General features: G+C 48.5%; 26 protein-coding genes. 16 read left to right on the top strand and 10 right to left on the bottom strand.

The features are described 5' to 3' along the window. Window positions 1–78 precede the first annotated feature (78 nt). From GKG34_RS08100 to GKG34_RS08055, 10 genes are all read right to left on the bottom strand, one after another. A complete protein-coding gene (locus GKG34_RS08100; protein WP_005938713.1) occupies window positions 79–417 on the bottom strand; it encodes a DUF3846 domain-containing protein in 339 nt (112 codons plus the stop codon). A 104-nt stretch (window positions 418–521) separates the two neighbouring features. Next, window positions 522–704 carry a hypothetical protein gene (locus GKG34_RS08095; protein WP_005938715.1) on the bottom strand — a complete coding sequence of 61 codons (183 nt, stop codon included), beginning with the start codon at window positions 702–704 and terminating at the stop codon, window positions 522–524. 25 nt (window positions 705–729) lie between these two features. After that, window positions 730–2,403: an AAA family ATPase gene (locus tag GKG34_RS08090; RefSeq protein ID WP_005938717.1), complete on the bottom strand. Its 1,674-nt coding sequence runs from the start codon at window positions 2,401–2,403 to the stop codon at window positions 730–732. A gap of 112 nt (window positions 2,404–2,515) precedes the next feature. Continuing rightward, window positions 2,516–3,226 carry a DUF1071 domain-containing protein gene (locus tag GKG34_RS08085; RefSeq protein WP_005938720.1) on the bottom strand — a complete coding sequence of 237 codons (711 nt, stop codon included), beginning with the start codon at window positions 3,224–3,226 and terminating at the stop codon, window positions 2,516–2,518. Window positions 3,227–3,298: 72 nt separating this feature from the next. Next, window positions 3,299–4,498, bottom strand: a complete 1,200-nt coding sequence (locus tag GKG34_RS08080; RefSeq protein WP_005938723.1) for an ATP-binding protein — start codon at window positions 4,496–4,498, stop codon at window positions 3,299–3,301. 121 nt (window positions 4,499–4,619) lie between these two features. Next, window positions 4,620–5,552: a lambda-exonuclease family protein gene (locus GKG34_RS08075; RefSeq protein WP_005938726.1), complete on the bottom strand. Its 933-nt coding sequence runs from the start codon at window positions 5,550–5,552 to the stop codon at window positions 4,620–4,622. Next, window positions 5,549–5,887, bottom strand: coding sequence for a hypothetical protein (locus GKG34_RS08070; RefSeq protein WP_005938729.1), 339 nt, complete (start codon window positions 5,885–5,887; stop codon window positions 5,549–5,551). The genes GKG34_RS08075 and GKG34_RS08070 overlap by 4 nt, the downstream gene beginning before the upstream one ends. An 11-nt stretch (window positions 5,888–5,898) precedes the next feature. Beyond that, window positions 5,899–6,765 (bottom strand): DUF932 domain-containing protein, encoded by an 867-nt coding sequence (locus tag GKG34_RS08065; protein ID WP_005938732.1) that lies wholly within the window; start codon window positions 6,763–6,765, stop codon window positions 5,899–5,901. 404 nt (window positions 6,766–7,169) lie between these two features. Beyond that, window positions 7,170–7,568, bottom strand: coding sequence for a (deoxy)nucleoside triphosphate pyrophosphohydrolase (locus GKG34_RS08060; RefSeq protein ID WP_154255957.1), 399 nt, complete (start codon window positions 7,566–7,568; stop codon window positions 7,170–7,172). A gap of 12 nt (window positions 7,569–7,580) precedes the next feature. Continuing rightward, on the bottom strand, window positions 7,581–9,296 hold the full coding sequence (locus GKG34_RS08055; protein WP_005938741.1) for a DUF3427 domain-containing protein: 1,716 nt from the start codon (window positions 9,294–9,296) through the stop codon (window positions 7,581–7,583). Between the two features lie 272 nt (window positions 9,297–9,568). Between GKG34_RS08055 and GKG34_RS08050 the strand changes: the two genes are divergently transcribed. The 16 genes from GKG34_RS08050 to GKG34_RS07975 all read left to right on the top strand — a co-directional run bounded on the left by GKG34_RS08050 (window position 9,569) and on the right by GKG34_RS07975 (window position 24,141). Further along, window positions 9,569–10,588 (top strand): LacI family DNA-binding transcriptional regulator, encoded by a 1,020-nt coding sequence (locus tag GKG34_RS08050; protein ID WP_005938744.1) that lies wholly within the window; start codon window positions 9,569–9,571, stop codon window positions 10,586–10,588. A 218-nt stretch (window positions 10,589–10,806) separates the two neighbouring features. Further along, the gene (gene dctP, locus GKG34_RS08045; protein WP_154255956.1) at window positions 10,807–11,595 is read left to right on the top strand and encodes a TRAP transporter substrate-binding protein DctP; all 789 of its coding nucleotides are present in this window, start codon (window positions 10,807–10,809) and stop codon (window positions 11,593–11,595) included. Between the two features lie 78 nt (window positions 11,596–11,673). After that, window positions 11,674–12,162 carry a TRAP transporter small permease gene (locus GKG34_RS08040; RefSeq protein WP_049935173.1) on the top strand — a complete coding sequence of 163 codons (489 nt, stop codon included), beginning with the start codon at window positions 11,674–11,676 and terminating at the stop codon, window positions 12,160–12,162. Beyond that, window positions 12,159–13,427, top strand: a complete 1,269-nt coding sequence (locus GKG34_RS08035) for a TRAP transporter large permease (protein WP_154255955.1) — start codon at window positions 12,159–12,161, stop codon at window positions 13,425–13,427. Before GKG34_RS08040 ends, GKG34_RS08035 begins: the two co-directional genes overlap by 4 nt. An 18-nt stretch (window positions 13,428–13,445) precedes the next feature. Continuing rightward, the gene (locus tag GKG34_RS08030; RefSeq protein ID WP_154255954.1) at window positions 13,446–15,251 is read left to right on the top strand and encodes an L-fucose isomerase; all 1,806 of its coding nucleotides are present in this window, start codon (window positions 13,446–13,448) and stop codon (window positions 15,249–15,251) included. A gap of 5 nt (window positions 15,252–15,256) precedes the next feature. Next, complete coding sequence (locus tag GKG34_RS08025; RefSeq protein WP_005938758.1) at window positions 15,257–15,928, top strand: ribulose-phosphate 3-epimerase; 672 nt, start codon at window positions 15,257–15,259, stop codon at window positions 15,926–15,928. Window positions 15,929–16,098: 170 nt separating this feature from the next. Then, window positions 16,099–17,394, top strand: coding sequence for a cation:proton antiporter (locus GKG34_RS08020; protein WP_347563441.1), 1,296 nt, complete (start codon window positions 16,099–16,101; stop codon window positions 17,392–17,394). Beyond that, complete coding sequence (locus tag GKG34_RS08015; protein ID WP_173015237.1) at window positions 17,298–18,371, top strand: recombinase family protein; 1,074 nt, start codon at window positions 17,298–17,300, stop codon at window positions 18,369–18,371. Before GKG34_RS08020 ends, GKG34_RS08015 begins: the two co-directional genes overlap by 97 nt. Continuing rightward, complete coding sequence (locus tag GKG34_RS08010; RefSeq protein ID WP_005938769.1) at window positions 18,368–19,069, top strand: hypothetical protein; 702 nt, start codon at window positions 18,368–18,370, stop codon at window positions 19,067–19,069. Before GKG34_RS08015 ends, GKG34_RS08010 begins: the two co-directional genes overlap by 4 nt. A gap of 51 nt (window positions 19,070–19,120) precedes the next feature. Beyond that, window positions 19,121–19,516 carry a hypothetical protein gene (locus GKG34_RS08005; RefSeq protein ID WP_005938772.1) on the top strand — a complete coding sequence of 132 codons (396 nt, stop codon included), beginning with the start codon at window positions 19,121–19,123 and terminating at the stop codon, window positions 19,514–19,516. 195 nt (window positions 19,517–19,711) lie between these two features. Continuing rightward, window positions 19,712–20,743: a hypothetical protein gene (locus GKG34_RS08000; protein ID WP_113998567.1), complete on the top strand. Its 1,032-nt coding sequence runs from the start codon at window positions 19,712–19,714 to the stop codon at window positions 20,741–20,743. 56 nt (window positions 20,744–20,799) lie between these two features. After that, entirely contained in the window at window positions 20,800–21,087 is a 288-nt protein-coding gene (locus GKG34_RS16135; protein WP_082210827.1) for a glycosyltransferase, read from the top strand. A gap of 269 nt (window positions 21,088–21,356) precedes the next feature. Beyond that, window positions 21,357–21,509, top strand: coding sequence for a hypothetical protein (locus GKG34_RS07990; RefSeq protein ID WP_005938780.1), 153 nt, complete (start codon window positions 21,357–21,359; stop codon window positions 21,507–21,509). Between the two features lie 14 nt (window positions 21,510–21,523). Then, window positions 21,524–21,871, top strand: coding sequence for a hypothetical protein (locus tag GKG34_RS07985; RefSeq protein ID WP_005938783.1), 348 nt, complete (start codon window positions 21,524–21,526; stop codon window positions 21,869–21,871). A 218-nt stretch (window positions 21,872–22,089) separates the two neighbouring features. After that, entirely contained in the window at window positions 22,090–23,079 is a 990-nt protein-coding gene (locus tag GKG34_RS07980) for an Rpn family recombination-promoting nuclease/putative transposase (protein ID WP_242821920.1), read from the top strand. 192 nt (window positions 23,080–23,271) lie between these two features. Beyond that, window positions 23,272–24,141, top strand: coding sequence for a topoisomerase DNA-binding C4 zinc finger domain-containing protein (locus GKG34_RS07975; RefSeq protein WP_005938788.1), 870 nt, complete (start codon window positions 23,272–23,274; stop codon window positions 24,139–24,141). Window positions 24,142–24,301: the final 160 nt, after the last annotated feature.

Raw genomic sequence — 24,301 nt, 5'->3', positions numbered from 1 at the left:
TGAATGCTGTTTGTCAGGGGCAGCGGTCGGCAGACGGATTTTTTCATTTTGGGGCTTGACTTTTAATAGTTAGTCTCCTTAAATTTCAATGATAAAAGCTCTAAACTTCTCTTTGTAGAAATCCATTGCACTCTGCGGCAGGGAAGTCAGATTCCCTTCGTTGTCACATCCGGCCAGAAATCCCGGCCCGGCAAGAACATCGGCTCCATCCCACAGCGGACGATTGAGCGGCAGGCCAAGCAGCTTGCCTTCATCATTGCAGACCAGTGTGACCGCTGAACCGGTGTCACTCAATGTGATGCATTCGATCAGCCCGCCTACAAATTTCTGCATGGCTTCAAGCGTGTTGTCCAGCTCGATTTCCTTTGGCAGCTCCATTGGCAGGAGCGCAAGGACTTTGATTTTTTCTTCTTTCATTGTATGCCTCCAAATAAAAACAGGACAATCCACGCGGACTGTCCTGCAAAAGTAAAGGGAGAGCATCCGAAGACACTCTCCCAGTTGTACATATAATTTTTTGCTCAGCTGATGCCAAACTCTTTCATCAGCCGAGCACGGTACTCCTTATCTTCAGAAGCCCGCTTTGCATCTTCAATACGGTTCTGATCGAACAGCTTCTTCATCAGCAAAGCCAGCGTATCTTCCCCTTCGGCTTTTCCCTTTGCAATGCCACGGTTTTCCACTTTATCAAGCACATCGCACATATTGTGTGGGCCTCCAGTATAGTGTTTATTTTTTGCGTACCATACAACGCTTTTTGAAGAATGCGATGCCATAACAGAGGATGTCATCATAGTCATCCCGGAAGTCTGCTGCATACATCCGGTCATTGATCTGCTGAATGGCAGCATCACAGGCATCCGGCAGAGCATCCAGAGTTTTGGAATACTTGGCTTCAAAAATTGCCACACGGCCATTGCGGATATCCTTTACAATGACATCGCTGCGACCCTCGCCATGCTCTTTGTTGGATTCCACCACATAGCCAGCACCAGTAAAGATGCCCGCAAGGAAAGCGTGGTAAAAATCCTCCCGATAGTCATGGTAACTGATGGTCATACGCAGCAGCTTGGTCATTTCTTTTGTCAGAGCTTCGCTGTTTCCGCTCCAGACTGCATCAAACAAAGGGCTGCGGTTCCACGCCTTAGCGCTATCGTCAAACCACTTGCTTACAGTGGTTTCAAAAATTTCCTGAATCTCTGCATTGGGAATCATCAGCGCAGAGCAGCCATCCGGCAGCGAATCCGTCAAATCTTTATCCCGCACCTTGGTCAGATAGCCTGTCAGATACAGCACACTCCAAAGATTTTCCTCAGAGGAGTGCAGATAATCGTAGGTCAGGTTTTCTTCAATATGCTGAACAATAGAGCCGCCAGCCATCAGAGTTTCAAGCTTTGTGGTGATATTGTCGCCTGCATAGTCGATGAAAGAACGGATGATGGCGTTATCACTGGTGTTTTTCCAATAGCTTTTCGGCTTCTGTGCTACACCATACTGGAAATCCCGCAGATAACTGATCACATCCCACGGACAATAAATGTCTGCATCGCCAAAATGATAACCGTCGTACCATGCCTTGATTTCAGCAGACTGCGATTCAAGACCAGCATCTTTCAGCATTTGATCTACATCTGTCTGTGTGAAACCAAAGGATTCGCTCAACCGGGGAGAAAGAATCGTGTCCGAAACAAAATTGTTCGTCCCGGTAAAAATGCTTTCTTTAGCAATTTTCAGACAGCCGGTAATAACAGCAAAGTCAAGCGAAGTATTGTCTTTGAGCGTGGTGCTCATCATAGCCCGCATCACGTCCAGCATCTGCGAATAATATCCGTTGCTGCTGGCTTTTGCAATGGGAACATCATACTCATCCAGAATGACGACCGCCGATTTTTTGAAGTGGATTTCCAGCATCCGGGTCAATAGCAAAAAGCAGCTTTTTGTTTCATCCATGGATGCAGTGCGTCCCAGAATCCGCTTAAAGATGCTTTTGTCATCGTCAGAAATAGCATCGTCATCCAAAAGAAACTGATAATCCTGGAATGCAAATGCCAGTTTCATGCGCAGCATTCCATAGGCGCTTTCAAAGGTCAGACCGTCCGTATCCTTGAAAGAGAAAAATACCACAGGACACTGGTTCATCCATTTTTTGCAAAGCTCTGTATTTTTGGAGATCGCCAATCCCTCAAACAGTTGCTTGCTGTCTTTGCGGATGTCCAGAAAATTTGCGAGAGTGCTCATACCAAGTGATTTTCCGAAACGGCGAGGACGAGTGATCAATGTTACTTCAGCGATACCACCGCTAAGAAGTTCAGAAATCAGATTGGTCTTGTCGATATAATAATACCCGCCTTCTCGAATCTTTTCAAAATTCGAGATTCCAACAGGAAACTGCAAATCTTTCATGCAATGCTCCTTTCCACTCACAGAGGAGAGCTTTCAGAACTCACTACTGTAAGTGTACCATGAAATATAGAATCATACAAGAATCAAGTGACATCGAAATAGAGCAGTTTTATTATGCTACGTTCAATCTGGTGGCTTTATAGCAGTCAGCGCACATTCCCTCATGGGTGGCTGCAAACTCTGCCGCCTGCATGATGGAGCCATCCTTCAGCTTGACCCTCTTGATGGGCTGGTTGCACCGGGCGCAGATGCAGGGCATGGGCGGCTGTTCCTGCTTCGGGGTAGCGGATCTCGGTTTCGGCTGCTTTTGCAGTTCCGCCTCCGGCTGCGGTGCAGCATCTTCCGGCAAATCCTCTCCGGCATAAACGTACAGGCCAAGGCCAAACATAGCAAGGTTCTTCACCAAGCACCGCATGATGGCTTTATTCACATCGAACATGGAGGCTGCTTCTACGGTGCGCTCTTCCATGCCGATCTTTTCACGGCGGCGGGTCTGCGGATTGTAGTCCCATTTCGGGGTGGTATAGGTGTAAGGCACAGCTTTCATGGCTTTGTTTGCGCCATCCAGTACAGGCAGCCACATTTCGTGCGAAACGCCCTCTATCGTGACAGTGGTGTACACCATGAAGCCGGTTATGGGATCATAAACATAGGGCAGGCCGTTGAATTTCTTGACCTCATAGCTGGCAGAGGGATACAGCTTTTTTACCTCTGCCCAGGCATACGCCCAGCTTACATATTTCAGCTCGGTATTGCCGGACTTTTTGACTTCCAGATGATCTTTGAAGTCGATAGCAAATAATTTTACGAATGGATTTTCCATGAGAATGCCTCCAATTCTGATAAAGAAAAAAGGGCACAACAGCGTCAACTGTTGTGCCCCATGATGTGAAAATTACGGATTGAGCAGAAAATCAATGATGCTTCGATGAATGATTCCGTTTCGGCTTAAATTCATCAAATCACCACTGATAACATACTTAGGATAGTTGTCGTGCAGCCGCTCAAGATTACCGAACTCCCGTTCTTCATCGGCGGGAGTGATCAGGTAAGCAACCTGAATATAGAGCTTTTCATCTCCACGGTAGCAGATAAAATCAATTTCGGTGTCGTCCAGCTTGCCGACCTGAACTTCATAGCCACGGCTCCGCATTTCCAGATATACGATGTTCTCATACAGCTTGTTGCTGTCAAGTTTTTCGCTTTTCTTGATAACGTTCCGCAGGCCAAGATCGACTGCATAGTATTTTTCTGTGCTGGACAGGAGCGCTTTTCCTTTGATATCATAGCGGCTTGCATTCAGAAGGATAAAGGCTTCCTTGAAATAATCAACGTAGTTCAGTACGGTAGCAGTGGTTGTCTTGATTCCTTCCGAAACCATGCGTCCACTGATATTACGGGCAGAAAACGGATTGCCGATATTGTCCAGCAGGAATGCAAGGACATTGCGTAATGCGGTCTGTTCGCGAATATTGTGGCGCAGCATGATGTCACGGACAATGATAGCCTCGTAAAGATCGTCCAGATAGGTGGTGATTGAATGATCGTCAGGGAGGAAGAAACGCTGCGGAAAACCGCCGTACTTCAAATAGTCTGCGAAGAGCTTTTCATCCGAAGTATAGGTTCCGTTTTCAATGCATTGCTGTTTTGCTTCGGCCAGCGAAAAGGGGAAAACCTGAATCTGGATGTATCGTCCGGAAAGATAGGTTGCCAGTTCGCCGGAAAGCAGCTTGGAATTGGAGCCGGTCAGGTAAATATCACAATCGAAATCGACACGAAGAGAATTGATTGCAATCTGCCAGCGCTCCACCTCCTGAATCTCATCCAGAAGAATATAGATTTTGCCGGTACAGCCTTCCGCTTTTTCTGCGATGTAGTCGTAAAGCGTTTCTGCAGTACGGGTGTTGCGGAAGCGCATGGACTCAAAATTGGCCTGAATAATGTTCTGTGCGGGAATGTTGCGCTGGAGGAGCACGTCCTTGATCTGACCGAGAAGGACTGTTTTTCCACAGCGCCGGATTCCAACCAGAACTTTGATCAGATCCTGATCGATAAAAGGAATGATCTTATCCAAATAACTTTTGCGCAGAACCATCGTGCATCACCTCATATTCTTATCTTAGCATACAATTATTATTGTGTAAACAGTATTGTGCTTTTCTATTAAACAAAAATAGCTGAAGCGCAAATTTTGTGTGCCTATAGGCGTACAAAAATTATGCTGCATGGATAATGGTAAACCTGCGGCTGCTTACATTCTTGCTGTACCGATTGAAAATATCGGGCTGTTCTTTCTTCAAACGCTGGGAATCTACCCGTTTACTTTCGGAGGATACCCAGGACACCTTGTAGCCCGGTGCTGTACCATAGGCGGCGTCCTGCATCTCCAACTTCACCTGCTGTTCAATAGAGGCTTTTTCCTGCTCCAGCTGTTCGATCTGGTCAGAAAGCTCCTGCCGCTTATCCAACAGGTCGCGGATGGGATTCAGATCGGCAGTTTTGTTTCTATCATCTGCAGAGTACAGCTGATTGATCTGCTGTGTATCCCCCTCGCTTCCGGTAGGTACAGGCGGAATTTCGGGCATCACGTTGTATTTCCAGAAGTGCTCTTCTTTGGCAATGAGGTTGTTCAGAACTTCTTTGTCGGTTGTGATCTTGTGAATCACCAGTTCTTTCCCAAAAATCAGAGCAGCAATGTACCAGCAGTCAAAACCGCTGACAGCCAGATAGTGATTGACCTGAGCCATGTAATGTGCAGGGATTTTCCCATCAGCCCATTTGTCCGCAGAAAACGGCGAGACTGTCTTGCACTCCAATCCTGCTTTCTGACCAACGATCAGGCGGTCAAAGTCTGCCAGAAGCAGCGGATGTTCCTCGCTCTGGTAAATGGCATTTGCCCGGCGTACTTTCAGACCGGTGGCCTCGGTGAAGCGCTGCGCCACATAATCCTCCAAATCACGGCCCTGCCGCATAGCCTCGTTGTCGATATTTTCAGTGGTATCGCTGATTTTATCGTGGTACACCTGAAATGCCGAGCGGTAGGGATTCAGACCAAGGATAGCCCCGGCATCCGTGCCGGTAATACCGCATTTGCGGTAACGGAGCCAATCTTCTTTGGACAGGTTCAAAGTTGAAATCAATCTTTTCATGCACTTTGCATCCTTTCTCTCATAATTGATTCGCTAATGATGAAGTCGTATTCCACCAAGTCTTTCATGATCGTGGAAAAGTCGCTGGCCAATGAATGGCAAGAGCCAACCCACAGGTCGTAAAGAAAATCCAGAATATTATTTTGCACCCTGAGATGGTTCCAGTAGCGCTCCTCCAGTCTGCCCTCGGATTCCAAAACAATAATGGCGGTGCTGATGGTACTTTTCATCGTGATCTCATAAGCCGTGGTAACGCTGATTTCAGAAGCACTCTTCTCAACGTTGTCAAAAAATTCCGTAAATTCCCTGAAAATGCGGTTGTTTACATCATTCATGACTTGCTCCTTTATGCTGCTGCCAGCACCATCTTGTAAGCCTTGTCGATCATGGGGTTACCCTCTGCGGTGCGCAGGAACAGTTTTTCGTTGTAGTTGCGAGTTTTACGGATGGGGTCTGCATGGGTGGCAAAATCGGAAACAGCGTTCACGAATCGCCAACCGTTTTTGCCGACCCATTCCAGATCCGGTGCGTTATAATAGCGAGCCTTCAGCTCTTCCTGCAGGCGCAGATTATTCTTCCGCTGACAATCGGACAGGTCCTCAGAAATCGGGAAAAACTCATTGATGAACTCCTGCACCTTGTGATCGGATAAATCGATGCGAGCCAGCTCTTCGCCACGGTTGCCGAGTTCAACCATATAGTTGCTGGCCAGCTGCAGGGTCTCACGGGCATCCTGCACCCGCAGCAGAACATTTTCGGTGTGGCGCGCAGTCCAGCTGCGCTTTGCGGTATTCAGCGCAAGGTTCAGAGTATTCTGGCAGACCACACGGATCGGAGTCATGGCCACTTTCACACCAGAACTTCCGTCATGACTGTTGAAGATCACAAGATATGGTACTACCTGATCTCCAGCGATAAGATATTTCCTCGGAAGCCTTGCCAGCATCCAGACCTTCTTGCCGCCCTGCAAGGAACCGGCAGTTTCGTAAGTGACGCCTTCACCCAGCAGGTCATCCGTGAACTGAAATGCTTCTTCGTTCTGCACAATGCGGTAGCGGTCGGATACCACACCCAGAACAGCATCATCAGTGCTGCGGACATTTGCGCGATAGCCGGGGATCATAGCACCCGTGCCGGAATAGATATTGCGGCTTTCCACCTGCCAGTCCAGACCGGCTAGTTCCAAGGCTTCACGGCTTGCAGGGGCATCCATAATGATACGGCCAAGGCCGTGCCAAGGCCGTGCCAAGGTGTCTCACGGACAGAGAACATCGTTTCAACATTTGCGGGCATAGTAAAATCTCCTTTTCAGTGTACTGTGATCAATTGTTGTTTTCCATTTCTTCAGCGATGCGGAAGAGGACTTCCACCAGGACGGTGCCAACCTCTTTGACGATTTCGGACCAAAAGTTCATAATGCTTTCTCCTTTCTGCGCAGCTGCGCTTCAAAATACGATGGTAATAATGATAGTGATGGTGCGGAATAACAAAATGCTCACCTCCAGACATGAAAAAGCCCCTGAGTCTTTCGACTCAGAGGCTTTGAATCATGATTATTATATCTGGGTGAAAAATGGAAATTTGAGAAAGCTAAAGAGAGGGATTTATCATAAAAAATTATAATGCAGGACGAATTTGCGCTAAAAGAAGTTGGTCCGCCGGAAGCCACGGAACAGAATCAAGCTCCTTTTTAGTCAGCCAGCGTGCAGCCTCGGCTTCTTTCAGCACCAGCTCGCCGGAAACCACTTCGCACCAGAAACAGTCCATAGAAAGATGGAAGGTGGAATAATCGTATTCAATGGTGTCGATGAGGTCGCCTACCGCGATCTCGGTATCCAGCTCTTCCCGGATCTCTCGTTTCAGTGCCTGCTGTGCGGTTTCTCCCGGCTCGATTTTACCACCCGGAAATTCCCACTGGCCTTTGTAGTCGCCATAGCCGCGGGCGGTGGCATAAATTTTATGTTTCGTCTGAATATCGTCGCAGATCACAGCTGCAACAACGCGAACAACCTTCATGATATTCTCCTTTTAACCGACCACCAGCTTGTTGGTCTTTTTGAGGAACTTTGCAGGGATCGGGCGGTCCAGCCGCCATGTGATGTTCATGGGGCGGGAGCCCTCGTGCTTCACATAGTTCACCGTGCCCAGATAGGTATACGCTCCTGCACCGCCAAAACGGGCATCTGCCTTGAACTCGCGCACGAACAGCAGCACCCGGCTTCCCTTTGCACGGTGATGGATGTAGCGCTGCCCGGTGGCAGAGTTTTCGGCGGTGGTGCTCTGGCTCTGCCAGTGGAACAGGCTCTCGTTGATGGAATAATCCTTGTACATGGTGGTGGGGGAGTAATCCTTGTCCGCTTTGTTCAGGGTCACAAAGAACACGTCCAGCTGCTTTTCCGGCAGCCATTTCACGCCCTCGCGGACGGTAGCAGGCTTCAAAAAGTCCAGCGCCACCAGCAGTTGGTCGCGGGTATAGGTGCAGTGCAGGTCCAGCGGACAATCAAAGCCCACATCCACCGGCTCGTCAATAAAATCGATGCGGTCATATTGATACTGCAAAAGTGCCTGCAGCTCCCCCAGCAAAACGGGACTGTCCGAGAGAGCATACAGGTTATCGAGAACTTCTTCATCCTCCCAGCTTTCTGCAGTTTTGCCCCAGAGAGTCACATAGAACATCTGCAGCATCCGCTTCTCTACTGGTGATAGAGTCGCAAAGTCGGTGTTATCCAATTTTGGCAGAAGCCCCAGCAAAAAACGAATCCACCTGCGGGAATCCACGACTGCAAAGCGTGCAAGGGCTTTGGTCATAGTTTCTTCCAAAGGTTCTGTAAAATCGGATGCCGCCCCTGCGCGGACGCACAGCCTGCTGAAGCAGACCTTTTTGCTGTAAATTGCACGCGGGTCAAGATGGTAGTAGTCGAGGAAGTTCCCCAGTGTCAGGGGCAGGCCGGTATCCTCGGTAAAGGCAGCCGCCCGCGCCACAAGCCCGGAGGTGCGGTCATAGGAGGCGCTGATATTGTCCAGCACATATTTTGCGGCATATTTCTCCAACTGAATATAGCAGCCTTTAGGTGCAGAGACAAAGCCCTCTTTGAGCTCCCGGCTGACGCTGCGGGTGGTGTTGGAAAGCAGTGCTGCGAATTTCTCCTCAAAATTGTACTTTTTGTTGGCCTGTCCGATGAAATCCAGAACGGTCAGGCAATCCTTGTTTTCTGCCAGACGTAAGCCGCGCCCCAACTGCTGCAAAAACACGGTCAGCGACTCGGTAGGACGCAGGAACAGCACCGTGTTCACCTCGGGGATATCCACGCCCTCGTTGTAAATGTCCACCACAAAGAGAAAACGGAGCTCCCCGGAAACCAGCCGCTGCTTGGCGGCGTTGCGCTCCTCGTCAGGAGAGTCGCCGGTCAGTGCCATAGATGGAATGCCGTGGGTATTAAAGTAGCGCGCCATGAATTGGGCATGAGCGATGGAAACGCAGAAGCCCAGACCCTTTACCTCGTCGATATCGGTGACATATTTCAGGATGGAGTTCACCACAAGGTCAGCGCGGCGCTCCGCCACCATGGACACCGAGCCGGTGGTGGGTTCCAGCGCACCGGACAAAATGCGCAGAAGCGTTGATTTGCCCGCGCCGTTGGCGCCGATGATGCCATGGCAGTTGCCGGGCGCGAATTTAAGGTCCACGTGTTTATACAGGGTGCTGCCCTGAAACTGAAGACTGACGTCGGTCACTGTTAACATAAAGTTCCTCCAAAAGGCGCCGTAATGGGCGCATAATTATTGTTATTATACCATGAAAAGGGGCTTTTCGTAAAGCGAACGAATTTTTGTTTTCAATGTGCTGAAAAAAGAATTTGATCTTTGTGCAATATGGACACTGCACAATTCGACAGTAATATGGTACAATACTAGTAGCGATTGCACGCGTTAACATTTTGCTTTTGCAAAGATATCTCTTAGCGTGTGCTCTTTTTTTAGGATCGTTTGCACACGCGTGCAAAAGGAGTGTGAACATGGGAAGTGTAACCATCAAAGACATTGCGCAGCTGGCGCATGTATCACATACAACGGTATCCCGCGCTCTCAATGGAAGCCCTTTGGTCAACGAAGAGACCCGTCAAAAGATTCGTTTACTGGCAGAGAGCATGAACTATGTGCCGAACCTGTCTGCCAAAGGACTGGTGCGTGTTCGTTCCTATAACATTGGCGTTTTCTTTACCAGCTTAGTACATGCAACCTCGTCTGATTTTATTTACACAGTGATTCAAAGTGTGAGCGACTGCATTTCCGGAAGCTATAACGTGCTGTTCAACGGCATCGACAAACTGGCCGATGACTATCGCATTACAACAGCCAATTACGATGGTGTTCTTCTGGTAAGTCAGCGTCCGGAAGACGATGTTTGGATCCAGCGCATCCAGGCAGCAGGCGTTCCGCTGGTAGTTATCAACCGCAAGCTGGATGACAAGGGCATCAAAAATATCTACTGTGATGAAAAAGCCGGTGTCCAACAGGCGGTCGCATACTTGATTGAGAATGGCCACCGGGACATCGCTTACCTGAAAGGGAACGAGGAATCTTCATCCACACATCGGCGTTATGCAGGATTCGTGGATGAAATGGAAAAGCACCATGTCGATATCCGCCCGGAATGGATTTTATCCGGCGATTACAGCGCCGAAAGCGGCTATCGAGGTATGCAGGCTCTTTTGAAACGCGCTCAAAAACCTACCGCAGTAATTTCCGCATCGGATGCGGTAGCGTTTGGCGCCATGAGAGCAGCGCACGAAGCCGGAATCGATATTCCCGGGGATCTCTCCCTCGTTGGATTCGACGATGGCATGCTGGCGGCTTACTCCTATCCGCCCCTCACCAGCATCCGCCGACCAATCGGAGAAATGGCGGCAGAAGGTGCCCGGCAGCTTCTCCGCCTGATTGAAGGAGAAAGCTGGCCGGAAAATACGGTATGCTATCCTGTACGCCTTTCCATAAAAAAATCGATCCGTCGACTGAACGCAACCGAACGGAAATAACAATTGTGCTCGCATCAAAAAAGCACACCCCTTCGCAGAACGAAAGAATGCGCTTTTCAAAGGGAGAACTTGGCCATCCTCCTTTTCTAATTATAGCACAAATCATGCGTGTTCGACAAGTGGCTGCAACAGGGGATGCGTTTTTGGTTATATTCTGCATTATTTAAAAGGAGGAAAATTATGAAACGCTTTCTCACACTCGCTTTGACCTTTGCAATGTGCCTGACTCTTGTTTCCTGCAGTGGAACAACAACGTCCGAGAGTCCGGCTCCATCGATATCGCAGTTCTTGGCATCGGTGAGGTAGGCAAATATGTGACAGATTTTAATGTGTATGAAGCCCCCTATGTCTTCAGCAGCTGCGATCAGGCAATGCGCGCAGTCAACAGCGACGTCATGGCACCTTACTATGAACAGATAAAAGGAAAAGGGTTCTCCATTCTGACTTCTTTGTATTACGGAGTTCGTGATTTGACCTGCAACTTCCCGGTGGACTCGCCTGACGACACAGCCGGTATGAAAATTCGTGTGCCGGATCACACCATTCCTTCCTATATCGCAAAATACGTCTTCAAAGCGAATGCCACGCCTATGAGCCTGAGCGAAGTGTATCTGGCGCTGCAGCAAGGTGTTGTAGACGGACAGGAAAATCCGATTCCCACAATTTACGCACAGAAATTCCACGAAGTATGCAACTACATCAATCTCACCCAGCATCAAATCACCATTTGCCCGGTCATCATTGGCAATAACGTGTTAGAAGAAATGCCGGATGAATATGCACAAATTGTGCGTGATTGCTTTGTCTCCGGAACAGATACCGTCAATCAACTGGTGTTGGATGCGGAAGAGGAGCAGCTGCAGCTGATGATTGATGAAGGTGTGCAAGTCCATGAACCGGCTGACCGCCAGGCTTTTGTAGATGCCGCCGCTCAGGTAGTAGAAGCTTGCGAAGCCGAAGGTCTGTGGACCGCCGGTCTGTATGATTCGCTGCAGGCCATCGAGTAATCTCTCACGAAACAAGCCGCCCGTCTCTGTGCGGCGGCTTTCTTTCACACAATATTTTGAAAGGAGAATGGCCAAATTATGAAACGCAGCATTCAAAAAGTGGATAAATGTTTATCAATGATTGAAAATGCGGTCATTATTCTCGGGTTATCCGCCATGTTTCTTATTTTGTTGGCACAAGTGATTATGCGGTATGTGTTTTCCCGCCCGCTGACCTGGAGCGAAGAGGCCGCACGCTTTATTTTTGTATATGTAAGTTTTATTGGAATCAGTTATGCGTACCGTCAAAAAGGACATATCCGGATGGAAGTGGTTGTAAATTTATTCCCTCAAGCCGTTCGCCGCGGGTTGGAAGTCCTTATTAACTTGGGTACCATCGCGCTGTTTTGCTATATGATCCCCTTTTCTTTTCGCTTTATCGGCATTCAGGCGGGTGTGAAGGCAACAGCCACTCACATTCCCATGAGCATTGTTTATACTGCTCTTCCGCTGGGCATGGCGCTTTCCTGTGTCCGACTGCTGATCAGCAGTCTGCGCATCGTATGGGGAGAGGAGGAGAACGCATGATTTTGTTGATTGTTGTTTTTGCCGTGTTAATGATTATTGGCGCTCCGGTCGGATTGTCGCTGTTGGGCAGTTCCGTCGCTTATCTGGCTACAAGCGGCTATTCTCTTCAACAGGCTTTTCAAGCTTTTACAAGCGCCATCAGCAACTCTTTTACCCTGATCGCTGTTCCGTTTTTTATTCTTGCAGCCTCCATCATGAACTCCGGCGGCATTACCAAGAAAATTTTTGATTTCTGCAATGTCGTTGTAGGCTGGGTACCCGGTGGATTGGGTCATGCCAATATTCTTTCCTCCGTCGTATTCGCCGGTATGTCCGGTGCGGCCATTGCTGACGCAGGCGGGCTGGGCGCAATTGAATTAAAAGCCATGAAAGAACAAGGGTTTGACGAAGATTTCAGCCTTGCCATTACCGGAGCTTCCAGCATTTTGGGGCCCATTATTCCGCCCAGCGTACCTGCCATTTTATTCGGCGTCGCCGGCAGTGTCTCGATCGGGAAACTGTTTATCGGCGGCATCATCCCCGGTATTCTCATGGCAATTGCAATGGCTGTCCTTGTTTGCATCCAAAGTATCAAACGAAATTATCCTCGCATGCCGTTTCCCACTGCACACAGCCTTTGGCATTCTTTTAAAGCAGCTTTCTTCCCTTTGCTGTGCCCTGTGATTATCATCGGCTGCATTATGACGGGTGTCTGCACTCCCACGGAAGCTGCGATCATCGCCGTATTCTATGCATTGATTCTGACATTGTCAACCCGCACCATTCGCCTTCGTGAACTTCCCGGCTTCCTTTTGGAAACTGCCAACAGCACCGTTAATGTAATGTTTATTATCGGTGCTGCCAATGTGTTTGCCTGGATCCTTACGGTGGAGCAGGTTCCGCAGAACATGAGCCTGTGGATGACTGATCACATTGATGACAAAATCGTCGCACTTTTGTTCATCAATCTGATCCTTTTGATTGTCGGAACCTTTATGGAAACCGCTGCTGCTATTTCCATCCTGGTCCCCATCCTCATGCCGATTGCTTTGAGCTATGGCATTGATCCCATCCATTTTGGCATCATGTGCATTCTTAACCTGATGCTCGGCCTGCTCACACCTCCTATTGGAATGGTGCTGTACGTTTTGAGTTCTGTCTCCAAAGTCCCGTTTGAAAAAATTGTGCGGGCAGTTCTGCCGTATTTGGGAGTTCTCCTGATCGTCCTCCTGATGATCACCTTCATTCCCGGTTTGGTCACCTTCCTGCCCAATCTGGTTTTATAAGGAGGGAGTTGTGCAAGTATGAACGATCGCTTATTCTGTCAAATTCCCCGCCCCAAAATTGGAATCCGTGTGGTTGTTGATGGGCGCTGCAATGGTGTTCGTGAAAAAATTGAAGCACCGACTTTTGCTCTGGCGCAAAAAGCCAAAGAGCTTCTGGAGAGCCACGTTTTTCATGCCGATGGACAACCCTTGGAATGCGTAATTGGTTCTGTTGGTGTGGGCGGTGTGCGCGAGGCCGCGCTGGTAGCGCAAGAATTTTCGCAAGAAAACGTAGGCGCGGTCATCAGCATTTCCCGTGCGTTTGCCTATGCGGCGGAAGTAATGGTGTACGACGATCAAATTCCGCAGGCAATTTGGGGCTTCAGCGGCAGCGAACGCCCCGGCTCCGTCTATCTGGCGGCCGCAGTTGCCGTTGCAGAACAAAAGGGCGTTCCCATCTTCAAGATATACGGCCAGGATGTACAGGATGCAGATGATATATCTGTACCGCAGGATGTTGCAAAAAAGTTAGTGCTCTTTGCGCAGTGTGCCCTTGCCGTAAGCACCATGCGAAATAAGGCCTATCTCTCTGTGGGCAACGTTTGCATGGGAATCGGCGCTTCCATTGTAGACCAGGAATTTTTCCGCTGCTATTTGGGCATGCGCACCGAAACCGTGGATATGAGCGAAGTGCAGCGCCGCCTTCAGTTAAATCTATTTGATCCGAATGAATATCAGCGTGCTATGGCTTGGACCAAAGCAAATTGTACAGAGATGGAGGACCCCAATCCCCCTGAAATCCAGCAAAGCCGGCAGCAAAAGGACGAGGTGTGGTCTACGATCGTCAAAATGACGCTGATTCTGCGGGACCTGATGGTGGGAAATCCTGAGCTGGAAAAGCTGGGCTGGAAAGAAGAGGCCCACGGCCACTACGCTCTGATGGCAGGATTCCAGGGACAGCGCCAATGGACGGACTTCATGCCCAACGGAGATTTTTCCGAAGCAATTTTAAACAGTTCCTTTGACTGGGACGGTCCTCGCCGCCCGTATACGCTCGCTACAGAAAACGACAGCCTCAACGCTGTGACAATGTTGTGGGGTACGCTTTTAACCGGCACGGCACAGATGTTCTGCGATGTACGCGCTTATTGGAGTCCGGAGGCGCTTGCCAAAACCGCCGGTCAGGTACCGGAAGGCGCTGCCGCGAACGGATTTATCTATTTGACCAATTCCGGCGCCGCTGCTTTGGATGGAAGCATGGCTTCCGACGTCGACGGCCATCCGGGTATCAAACCCGCTTGGGAGATGACCGAGACCGATATCTCCCATTGTCTGGATGCTACACGCTGGGGTGCGGGAAAACTGGCTACATTCCGCGGCGGCGGATTTTCTTCCAGCTTTTTGTCCAAAGGCGGCGTGCCTTTGACCATGATCCGCCTGAATCTTTTAAAAGGTCTCGGGCCTGTGTTGCAGTTTGCCGAAGGCGAGAGCGTAGAACTTCCGGATAATGTGGAGCAAGCTGTAATCCGGCGCACCGATCCCACTTGGCCCAAGACCTTCTTTGTCCCAAGGTTGACTGGTCAGGACGCCTTTTCCAATGTTTACTCCGTCATGGAAAACTGGGGCAGCAATCACTGCACTTTATGCTATGGTCACATTGGCGCACAGCTTATGACGCTGGCCTCTATGCTGCGTATTCCTGTATGCATGCATAACCTTCCGGATGAATCGATTTTCCGGCCGGCAGCCTGGCGAATGTACGGTACACATGAAGCCATGAGTGCAGATTTTCGCGCCTGCGCCACTTATGGACCGTTATATGGTCCCTACCCTGTTCGGAGGTAACGACTATGGAAATCATCAATGCTCCCAGTTTGGCAAACTGTGATTTTCTGAATTTCCGCGATCAAATTTTTCAACTGGTCGATGGAGGGTGCCAATGGTTTCACATTGATATCATGGACGGTCATTATGTTCCCAATCTATGTTTTCCCGTGCGTTTGGTGAAAGAGTTAAAACAAACCTTTCCCGCCATCCAGATGGATGTGCATCTGATGGTCACGGACCCCATGACTTATATTGCCCCACTGCGTGAAAGCGGTGCCGATTGGGTAAGTTTTCATCTGGATTCTACCCCCTTCGCGCGTCGTGGCCTTGCCGCAATTCGGGCACAAGGAATGAAAGCCGGTATCGTGATCAATCCCAGCCAGCCAATCTCGCTTTTGGAGCCTCTGATTGACTTTGTGGACTATATCGTCCTCATGACCGTGGAACCCGGCTATGCGGGGCAGCGCTTTCTGTCGGACAGTCTTTCCCGGCTGGAACAACTGGTCCAGCTAAGAGGGAACCGGCCGATCCCCATTTCCATCGATGGCGGCGTAGATATGTACCATGCCGCAGAATGCGCCAGACGGGGAGCCCAAATTTTTGTAACCGGAATTTATACGGTCTTCAACCAACCGGACAATATTTCCGCTGCCTGCCGACGTTTTCAGAGAGAAATCTCCGCTGCTGCGGGCTAAGTTTCAGCAAAAGCTCTGCTTCTTTTATCGGGAAGCAGAGCTTTTTGCGGCAAGCAGACTGTTCGCCGCACAAGCAAACCTTCACAAAATTTTTACAGCTGTCCCGGCGCATCCGTGCTATACCCATTTATAGACGATTCCGTCTGTTTTTTTGAAAGGAAGCGAAACGGATGATTTTTTTACAGATTCTGCGGCTTTTGGCGGTCATGGTTCTGGCCTTCGGAGCCGGCAAGCTGGCTTCAAAGCTGAAAATGCCCGTCATTCTGGGCTGGCTGATCGCAGGGATGGTGCTGGGGCCCCATGCGCTGAACCTGCTGGACCAGCAGACGCTGGACGCGGCCTGGTTCGGCAGTGTGGAACACCTTTTGGAGTGCGTTGCGGGCCTGATAATCGGCACCGAGCTGCTGTGGAAAAAGCTGCGCAGTGCCGGGCGGCAGATCCTGGTCACCACCGTGACCGAATCGCTGGGCACCTTTGCAGTGGTCAGCCTGGTGTTTGCCTGCGTGTTCCGCATCACGAGCGTGCCGGTCTATCTGGCGTTTTTGTTCGGCGGCATCGTGCTGGCCACAGCGCCCGCGCCCTCGCTTTCCATTGTGAACGAGCTGAAGACCAACGGCCCGGTGACCCGCACCCTCATGCCCATGGCCGCGCTGGATGATCTGGTGGGCGCCACGGTGTTCTTTGTAGTGGTGGCGCTGGTTTCGGCGCAGATCTCCTCGGTGGGGATTCCGGTGGCAGGCATTCTGGTGCTGGTGTTTCTTCCGGTTCCGCTGGGCGGAGCGATGGGCTTTTGGGCCGGGTGCCGGATGTGCCGCGCGCGGACCCCCGCGCCAGGCCTTTGGTACCATGCTGGTCCTGCTTGCAGCCACCGCCGGACTGGGCGCGCTGGTAAATGCGCTTCTGCCGGTTCCTGTGCTGAACTTCATGCTGCTGGGCATGTCCTTTTCCGCGGCATTTGCCAACTGCATTCCCGAAGGCCTTCTGGAAAACATCATGCGTGTGATGAATCCCGTCATCGGGGTGGGGCTGATTGTGGTCATTTTGAACCTGGGTGCGCCGCTGGACTATCATCTGATTTTCGGCGCGGGGATCTATACTGCCGTGTACATTCTGGCGCGGGCTGTGGGCAAGTACAGCGGGGCCTATCTGGGGGCCGCCGTGACCGGCGCGCCCAAAACCGTGCGCAATTTTCTGGGCTTTGCCCTGCTGCCGCACTCCGGCGTGTCGCTGGTATTCACCGGTATCGCGGTATCCGTTCTGAGCGGTCCCGCCCCCGAGTGCGCTTCCATCCTGCAGGGACCATTGCGGCAGCCGCGGTCATCAATGAGGTCATTGCGGTGTTCATAGCCGTAAGACGAAGTTGGGACGTGTGGAGTGGAATCCCGGTACACTTGCAGGTGTTCTGGCAAATGAGCGCCATTGTGGTGATGTACTGGCAAGAAAGACCTTTACACCGAACTTTTTGACGCATAAATCAAAGAAAAACAACAATGATCGGACACAGTACAGGCAGAAGAATCACCATGAAGCCATTGTTTCCAGAGAAGTTTTTAATGCAGCCAATCATCTGCGGGCATCCCGCAATTATTCAAAGAAAAACAGACCCTTGCCCGTGTTGAGCGTGGTTGAAGATGGGATTTTGCGAGGATATGTGCCTTTTGATAAGGATTGGACAGGTTTTTCGGCAGAAGAATACAGGGAAGCCTCTGAAAGCGTGATGAAAGAACCGGATGTCACTGTTACTGCGGATGTGAAAAAGCGTCTTGATCTGACGGGCTATGAAATAGTCAGGGTACAGTATTTTTCTACTATGCAGAATCCGGCTATGACGATTTCTAATGGACGATTGCGCTTTAACACCGCTTGCTTGAAAAAGTTTGAAAATGTTGAATATGTGGAGCTGCTGCTAAATTCTGTTGAACGCTGCATTGCCATTCGCCCCTGTGACAAGAATAATCCAAACGCGATCCGTTGGGGCAGACTGAAAGAGGGACGTTGGTGTGCAAGCACTTTGGGCTGTCGTGGACTTGCAAAGACTTTATTTGACATTATGGAATGGGATGAGGATTTGCGTTATCGGTTCCGTGGCCAGTTTTTGGAGCAGGGCGATAACAAAATGATGCTGTTCGCATTTGATGAGCCTGAAATGATTAAGGTGGAAGAAATCGTTCTGCCTCCAAAGGAAAACACCGAAGAAGATGAGGGCGAAACGGTCAAAAAGAAGATTTACATTTTTCCACCAGAGTGGGCTGGAACATTTGGACAGCCGATTACAAGTATAGCACAGGTGGGTATCTTACGGCAGGAGCATTATGCCGGAAACTGGGATGTATTTCGTCCTGCGACGGAGATAGAGGAAATGAACATATTTACGGCAGAAAGTCTAAATGAGTTGCTCCGTGAAGCGGAGAAGATAATGGAAGGATGGGCTGATTATAGATGAATGAAGAAAACACAACAATCATGCCGCCAGAGAAGCAGATTGTGCAGGATGATAGAGACGCACGGGCGGAAGAACTGGAAAGTGCCTTTTCGTATGATGGCTACCAGGTCGTGCGAAAGGAATTGTTTGCCCATCTGCGTGACCCGGCAATCGTGATTCGTAAAGATAGTATCACATTCAATACAGCCTGTATCACAGGGCTGGAGGATGTGGTCTACGTTCATGTCATGTTCAACAATGATTTGAAGCGTATCGTTGTTCGTGGGTGTGATGAAAATGACAAGGACGCTCTGCGTTGGTGCGTGGCAAAACCGGATAAGCGCAAAAGCCGGAAGATGTCCTGCAAGCCATTTGCGACTTTAGTTTATCAGGAAATGGGATGGGACAGCGAGTGCCGATATAAAATGCTGGGGTACAGGATTACCTTTGAGGGTGAAACTCTGTATGTTTTTGATCTGCTTGTGCCAGAAATTTTTCATGAAGGACAGAGAAAAAAGAACGCAGTCGATTCGCAGGATAATGCTGCGTCAACAAAACCTGTGAACAGCCGAAAGGGATTTTACCTGGATGATATTGTGGGAACTTTTGGTGTGCCTGTGGAAGAACACCGGAAAGAATCTGAAGTCAAGCAAATGGATGGGTATGTGTCAATGGGGATTCTGACAGGAAAGATTGCTCCTGAAGCTGGAAAGGACTAATTGACAGGTTGTACAAGGGGAGGGTCTGTCCATTTGTGGGAGGTGAGCAATATGCAAAAAACAGAACAGAAAACGGAGCAACAGGCAGGACTTGGCATGAGTTTCTGCGAGGAAGAGGGACGAATCACGGTCTTCAGAAAAACGCTGGAAGCGTTAGAATGGCCGTCACACTATCGGTTTCTGTATAATCGTAAAATGAAACAGATAGCTGTACAGGCGTGTGGAGCAGAAGAATCAGGAGCGCATCGTGTGGGAAAACCAGACGAATCTAATAACGGCGAAATCAAGTGTATGGCATTGGTTCGCATGATTTACGGGGATTCTGGGTGGGACAAGAAAATGTCCTATCGGCTGATCGGAAGAGCTTTTCCACAGCAGCGACTTGTTTCGTTTAAGATAACGGATGCGATGCAGATAGAAAACGGGAGAGTACTGACTGAAATGTGAATCTCACATTAGTGGGTTCTGAAATAATTAGTTGCCTATGATATAACAGTGGCGAAGAATGCAATAATATGGACAACTCCGTGCAAGGAAAGTTTACAGTTGGTTGCTTGATATGGGCGGTGAATTATGGTAAGATGGAAGTACGATAGGAGAGTTTACGCTCTTGTTGAATCTACTGCGAGGAAGTGAATGCCGATGGAAAAACAAGGCACGGTGGAAAATCAGCTTGCCCACACGATAGATCAGACAGAGTATGATTCGAGGTATGACAGAACAGCGAAAAAGCTGTTGGCAAACAAACAGATTCTGGCACAGATCATGAAAGGCTGTGTGAATGAATACAGCGATTGCACCGTAGATGATATTGTTGAGAAATACATCGAGGGAACCCCGGAGGTTGGCTCTGTTGGTGTTCATGTCGATGATACGAACAGACCCAAAAAGTCAACAGATGTAATCAAGGGTAGTAACAACGAGGACTCTACGCTGACCGAGGGAACATTGTTCTACGATGTTCGCTTTGACGCAATCGCACCGAAATCTGCGGACAGTGCAGAACAGGAAGAAGTCATTCGTCTGATTATCAATGTGGAAGCACAGACAAAATTCAAGCCGGGATACCCATTGACGAAACGGGCAATCTATTATTGTAGCAGAATGATTTCTGCACAGCACGGTCCGATTTTTACAAAATCTGAATATGGGAAGATTCGTAAGGTCTACTCCATCTGGATTTGTACTCAGCCGTCAGATGGTTTTGAAAATACGCTTACCCGGTACTCCATCAAACCCGAACAGTTGATTGGAGAAGCGCAGGAAGAAACCGAAAACTACGATTTGATGAGTGTCGTAATGATTTGTTTAGGCAAGCCAGGGACGGAGAATCATAAGGGAATCCTGAAATTTATGGAAGTGCTGTTATCTTCCACAAGATCAGGTTCGGAGAAAAAGAAGATTCTGGAAGAAGAGTTTGGCGTTGCAATGAGCGAAGAACTGGAAAGAGAGGTGCTTGAAGTGTGCAATCTTAGTCAAGGCGTAAGAGCCGAAGGCCGTGAAGAAGGCCGTCAGGAAGGCAGAATCGAAGGCATCGGAATTGGCGAGATTCGGATGCTGGTTCAGCTTGTTCGAGAGGGTGATTTACCGCTGGAGCGTGCTGCGGCAAAAGCAAAGATGACAGTTGAGCAGTTTAAGGAAACAATGGAGAACACCCCATTACAGGCAGTGTGAAAATAAAATAGCATAAGATAACGGATAGCCCTACAAGGCCCTGATGATTCAAAGAATTGTCAGAAAAGCCTTGTGGGGCTTATTTTTTTGCTTTTTTTGAGAATTTTTTTGTCCCTATCTTGACATCAGGGGGACTTGCTGCAGTCAGCTCCTCCGCATTTGCGGCACTTTATAGTGCATTTGGAAAATACGATGTGGTGCACATCCACGCCGAAGGACCGGCGTTCTTTGCATGGCTGCCGAAGATGTTTGGGAAAAGAGTTGTTGTTACCGTCCATGGAACCTGTGAAATAATGTTAGTAACCAGAAAAAATCCTGATTTCATGCGGGTTTGCGCGGCTTGACCTTTTTTACCTTAACTTGTTTCTGTTTACCATGGTGCGTTGCGTTCCGGCGTGATTTCGGGGGTTAATGGCTTCTGGTTGCGCTCTATACTTAACCCACCACAGCGAAAGCTGATAGAGCAGAAAACAGAATAAGGAGGTACGAGGACAAGCCTGCGTATAGATTGTTGCTGCAATCTGTATACAGGCTTGTTGTTGTGCTGTGAAGTAGGAAAGGTGAATAGTAAAAGACGAGCATGACAATTTAAGGAAAAGAAGGCTCTGCTGTATTGGATGAGCCTGAACAGAAAACAGATACTATTTCAGTACCGATACCGCAATGTGAAGAATCTGAAAATATACCTTTATCAGATTTTCCGGAACAGCCTGAAAATGTACAACGACCGGGCAGTGAGGTTGTTGAGAAAGGAATGCTGACATGAGTTCTGGACGAATTATGAATCTGCTGGTGACGATTCCGGCAGAAAGCCGAAGAATGAATGTGGGAAAGGATGTTATTCGTGTTCTTGGGAGCCCGACCTATATTTGTGTTTTGCAGAGGAAAGATCGGAAGTCTATTGCGATTACTCCGTGCACCGCTGAACATCCCATGTCCTTTAAGGTTCCAGACAGGCTGTTGACCGATGGGCAGTGCCGAATGATGATTAACGGAATACAGTTCATTCAGGCGTTGCTGGAGGCAAATGAACTAGCTGTAGGAAAGGATCATCAGTTTAAGGGGAGATATGAGGCTGAGAAAAACGCAGTTATCATTTCACTTGAAAAAGATGAACGGGAATGGTAGTCAAGGCGGGAAGAATCTTGAATATAGGTATTGCTCTATTGAAATATTATGCTGAATTATGCCGACTTAGATTTAAACCAGAGTGGGCAATATGGACAAATCTATGCAGAAAAGTTTACATCTGTCAGCTTGATATGCAAAGTGTTTTATGGTAAGATGAAAGCACAATAGGGGTGGTATACGCTCCCGTTGAACCTGCTGTAAGGAAGTGAATGCCGATGGAAAATCAGCTTGCTCATGCGATAACGCAGACGGAATATGATTCGAGTTATGATAAGGCTGCCAAGAAGCTGCTTGCCAACAAACAGATTCTGGCACAGATTATGAAGAACTGTGTGAATGAGTACAGTGCCTGTTCCGTAGACGAAATTGCAGAGAAGTATATCGAAGGAACGCCGGAAGTGGGCACGGTTGGCGTTCATGTTGATGATACAAACAGACCCCAAAAAACTTCTGACGTAATTGTCGGAAGCAATAATGAGGATTCTACGCTGACGGAAGGAACCATCAATTATGATGTCCGGTTCGATGCAATCGCACCAACATCAGAGGGTTCTACTGCACAGAAAGATGTGATACGTCTTATTATTAATGTGGAAGCGCAGACTGCTTTTAATCCGGGATACCCGTTGACAAAGCGAGCAATCTATTATTGCAGCAGGATGATCTCCGCACAGCATGGTCCGATATTCACGAACTCGGAGTATGGGAAAATCCGAAAAGTGTACTCTATCTGGGTTTGTACACACCCAACCAAGGAGTTCCAAAACACTCTGATTCGTTATTCTATCCGACCAGAGCAGTTGATTGGAAACGCTGTTGAAAAATCGGAAAACTACGATTTGATGAGTGTTGTAACGATTTGTCTTGGAGAACCGGGTACGGAAAACTATACAGGTATTGTGAAATTTATGGATGTGCTGCTCTCTTCTTCCAGAGCAGCTACTGAGAAAAAGAAAATTCTTGAAGAAGAATTTGGCGTTGCAATGAACGAAGAACTGGAAAGGGAGGTGCTTGTTATGTGCAACCTTAGTCAGGGCGTAAAGGCCGAAGGTAGAGAAGAAGGCATCAACATTGGTGAGATGCGGATGCTGGTTAAACAGGTAAGAAAAGGCCGTGTGACGATTGAAGAAGCAGCGGAAGATGCTGGAATGACAGTAGAGGAATTTAAGAAAGTGATGGAAAACACCCCGCTGCAGGCGGTCTAAGATAAAAAGCATATAGAGTAAAATGTAAAGCCCTACAAGGCTCAGATCGGTTCGATACCGATTGAAAGCCTTGTAGGGCTTATTTTTTTGGCGTTTTTTCAATTTTATTTGTGAAAAATGTTGTCCAAGACTTGACATCGGCCGGGGAAGTTTATTTGCGTAGCAAATGGATCGTTCATGAGAAATAAAGGAATGTCAGAAAATCTGATGTTCATGCAAATGCTGAAAAGCTATCGCGCGACAGCTCCCATGATTCCGGAAATAATTCGCCCGAATGACGACCTTGAAAAATACTATTTTGATTTCGTGGAAAAAGAAAATCAAGTGGATGAATTCATTAAGGATTTGGCTACTGCAAGGCGTGAGGTCCGGATTGACATTCCGGATTCTCCGGCAAACTCGGATATAAATACCACTAGAATTGCACAGGCTCTTGCAGAAGCTCAAAGCCGTGGAGTAAAAGTATTTGTTCGAGCCGAATCGAAGAAGAACCTCCATCCGACGTTAAAGTATTTTGCGGTAGAAAATCACTATCTGACAGATCCGATTGCATTGATCGACAAGACTGTAACATGGTTTGGCATGCCAGAATCTGCAGCGTGCTTCAAAATAGAAGGCAGGACAAGCGCTATTAACAATCGTCCATGTATTCGTTTTTGGGGAACGCACACAGCAAAGATCCTTTACGGATTACTGGAAATGAGTCAGGTGATGGATCAAGCCAAAACCGTTGAAAAGGATGCACAGGGAAACTTGATAACGGATAAGTTATCGGATTATGTTCTTGCACACAAAAAGTGCCCTGTCTGCGGAAAACCTATGCAGCTGAAAAAGTCCAGAAATCAAAAGTACTTTTTGAGCTGTTCTGGCTATCCGTCCTGCAAGCATACAGAATTTGTCGAAACGGAATTCGTAGAAGAGTATTTTTATCATAAGGGCAATAAAAACGGAATGCTTTGCCCCAGATGCGGCTGCTCTCTCGAAGCCAAGATAAGTCGATATGGTATTTATGTGCAATGCTGTGGAGGGAAAAGACACAAGTATGGATTGGATGAAATCTAATGATTGAGCTAAAGCTCTGGAACAGACAAAGATAATCGGGTAAAAAAGCTCTTGGCCGCTATATTAAGGATCGAGAGCTTTTTTACATCTTGTTTTGCAGGGGGAAAGAAGGTACAATAGTAGAAAAGACGGCGTGCATTGGTCAAATAAGGTGGTGAAA

This window comes from Faecalibacterium sp. BIOML-A4, assembly GCF_009679665.1.
Lineage (GTDB): Bacteria > Bacillota > Clostridia > Oscillospirales > Ruminococcaceae > Faecalibacterium > Faecalibacterium taiwanense.
This window is presented reverse-complemented; position numbering and strand designations above follow the sequence as displayed.

Coding starts and splice junctions, on each gene's coding strand:
- GKG34_RS07985 (WP_005938783.1), top strand. CDS start 21,524: ATGAATCTGCTGGTGACGATTCCGGCAGAAAGCCGAAGAATGAATGTG.
- GKG34_RS08090 (WP_005938717.1), bottom strand. CDS start 2,403: ATGAAAGATTTGCAGTTTCCTGTTGGAATCTCGAATTTTGAAAAGATT.
- GKG34_RS08000 (WP_113998567.1), top strand. CDS start 19,712: ATGGAAAAACAAGGCACGGTGGAAAATCAGCTTGCCCACACGATAGAT.
- GKG34_RS08030 (WP_154255954.1), top strand. CDS start 13,446: ATGAACGATCGCTTATTCTGTCAAATTCCCCGCCCCAAAATTGGAATC.
- GKG34_RS08065 (WP_005938732.1), bottom strand. CDS start 6,765: ATGGATGCCCCTGCAAGCCGTGAAGCCTTGGAACTAGCCGGTCTGGAC.
- GKG34_RS07975 (WP_005938788.1), top strand. CDS start 23,272: ATGTCAGAAAATCTGATGTTCATGCAAATGCTGAAAAGCTATCGCGCG.
- GKG34_RS08050 (WP_005938744.1), top strand. CDS start 9,569: ATGGGAAGTGTAACCATCAAAGACATTGCGCAGCTGGCGCATGTATCA.
- GKG34_RS08080 (WP_005938723.1), bottom strand. CDS start 4,498: ATGGTTCTGCGCAAAAGTTATTTGGATAAGATCATTCCTTTTATCGAT.
- GKG34_RS08060 (WP_154255957.1), bottom strand. CDS start 7,568: ATGAAGGTTGTTCGCGTTGTTGCAGCTGTGATCTGCGACGATATTCAG.
- GKG34_RS08075 (WP_005938726.1), bottom strand. CDS start 5,552: ATGAAAAGATTGATTTCAACTTTGAACCTGTCCAAAGAAGATTGGCTC.
- GKG34_RS08040 (WP_049935173.1), top strand. CDS start 11,674: ATGAAACGCAGCATTCAAAAAGTGGATAAATGTTTATCAATGATTGAA.
- GKG34_RS08005 (WP_005938772.1), top strand. CDS start 19,121: ATGCAAAAAACAGAACAGAAAACGGAGCAACAGGCAGGACTTGGCATG.
- GKG34_RS08070 (WP_005938729.1), bottom strand. CDS start 5,887: ATGAATGATGTAAACAACCGCATTTTCAGGGAATTTACGGAATTTTTT.
- GKG34_RS08095 (WP_005938715.1), bottom strand. CDS start 704: ATGTGCGATGTGCTTGATAAAGTGGAAAACCGTGGCATTGCAAAGGGA.
- GKG34_RS07980 (WP_242821920.1), top strand. CDS start 22,090: ATGGAAAATCAGCTTGCTCATGCGATAACGCAGACGGAATATGATTCG.
- GKG34_RS08025 (WP_005938758.1), top strand. CDS start 15,257: ATGGAAATCATCAATGCTCCCAGTTTGGCAAACTGTGATTTTCTGAAT.
- GKG34_RS08020 (WP_347563441.1), top strand. CDS start 16,099: ATGATTTTTTTACAGATTCTGCGGCTTTTGGCGGTCATGGTTCTGGCC.
- GKG34_RS08035 (WP_154255955.1), top strand. CDS start 12,159: ATGATTTTGTTGATTGTTGTTTTTGCCGTGTTAATGATTATTGGCGCT.
- GKG34_RS08100 (WP_005938713.1), bottom strand. CDS start 417: ATGAAAGAAGAAAAAATCAAAGTCCTTGCGCTCCTGCCAATGGAGCTG.
- GKG34_RS08055 (WP_005938741.1), bottom strand. CDS start 9,296: ATGTTAACAGTGACCGACGTCAGTCTTCAGTTTCAGGGCAGCACCCTG.
- GKG34_RS08010 (WP_005938769.1), top strand. CDS start 18,368: ATGAATGAAGAAAACACAACAATCATGCCGCCAGAGAAGCAGATTGTG.
- GKG34_RS08085 (WP_005938720.1), bottom strand. CDS start 3,226: ATGGAAAATCCATTCGTAAAATTATTTGCTATCGACTTCAAAGATCAT.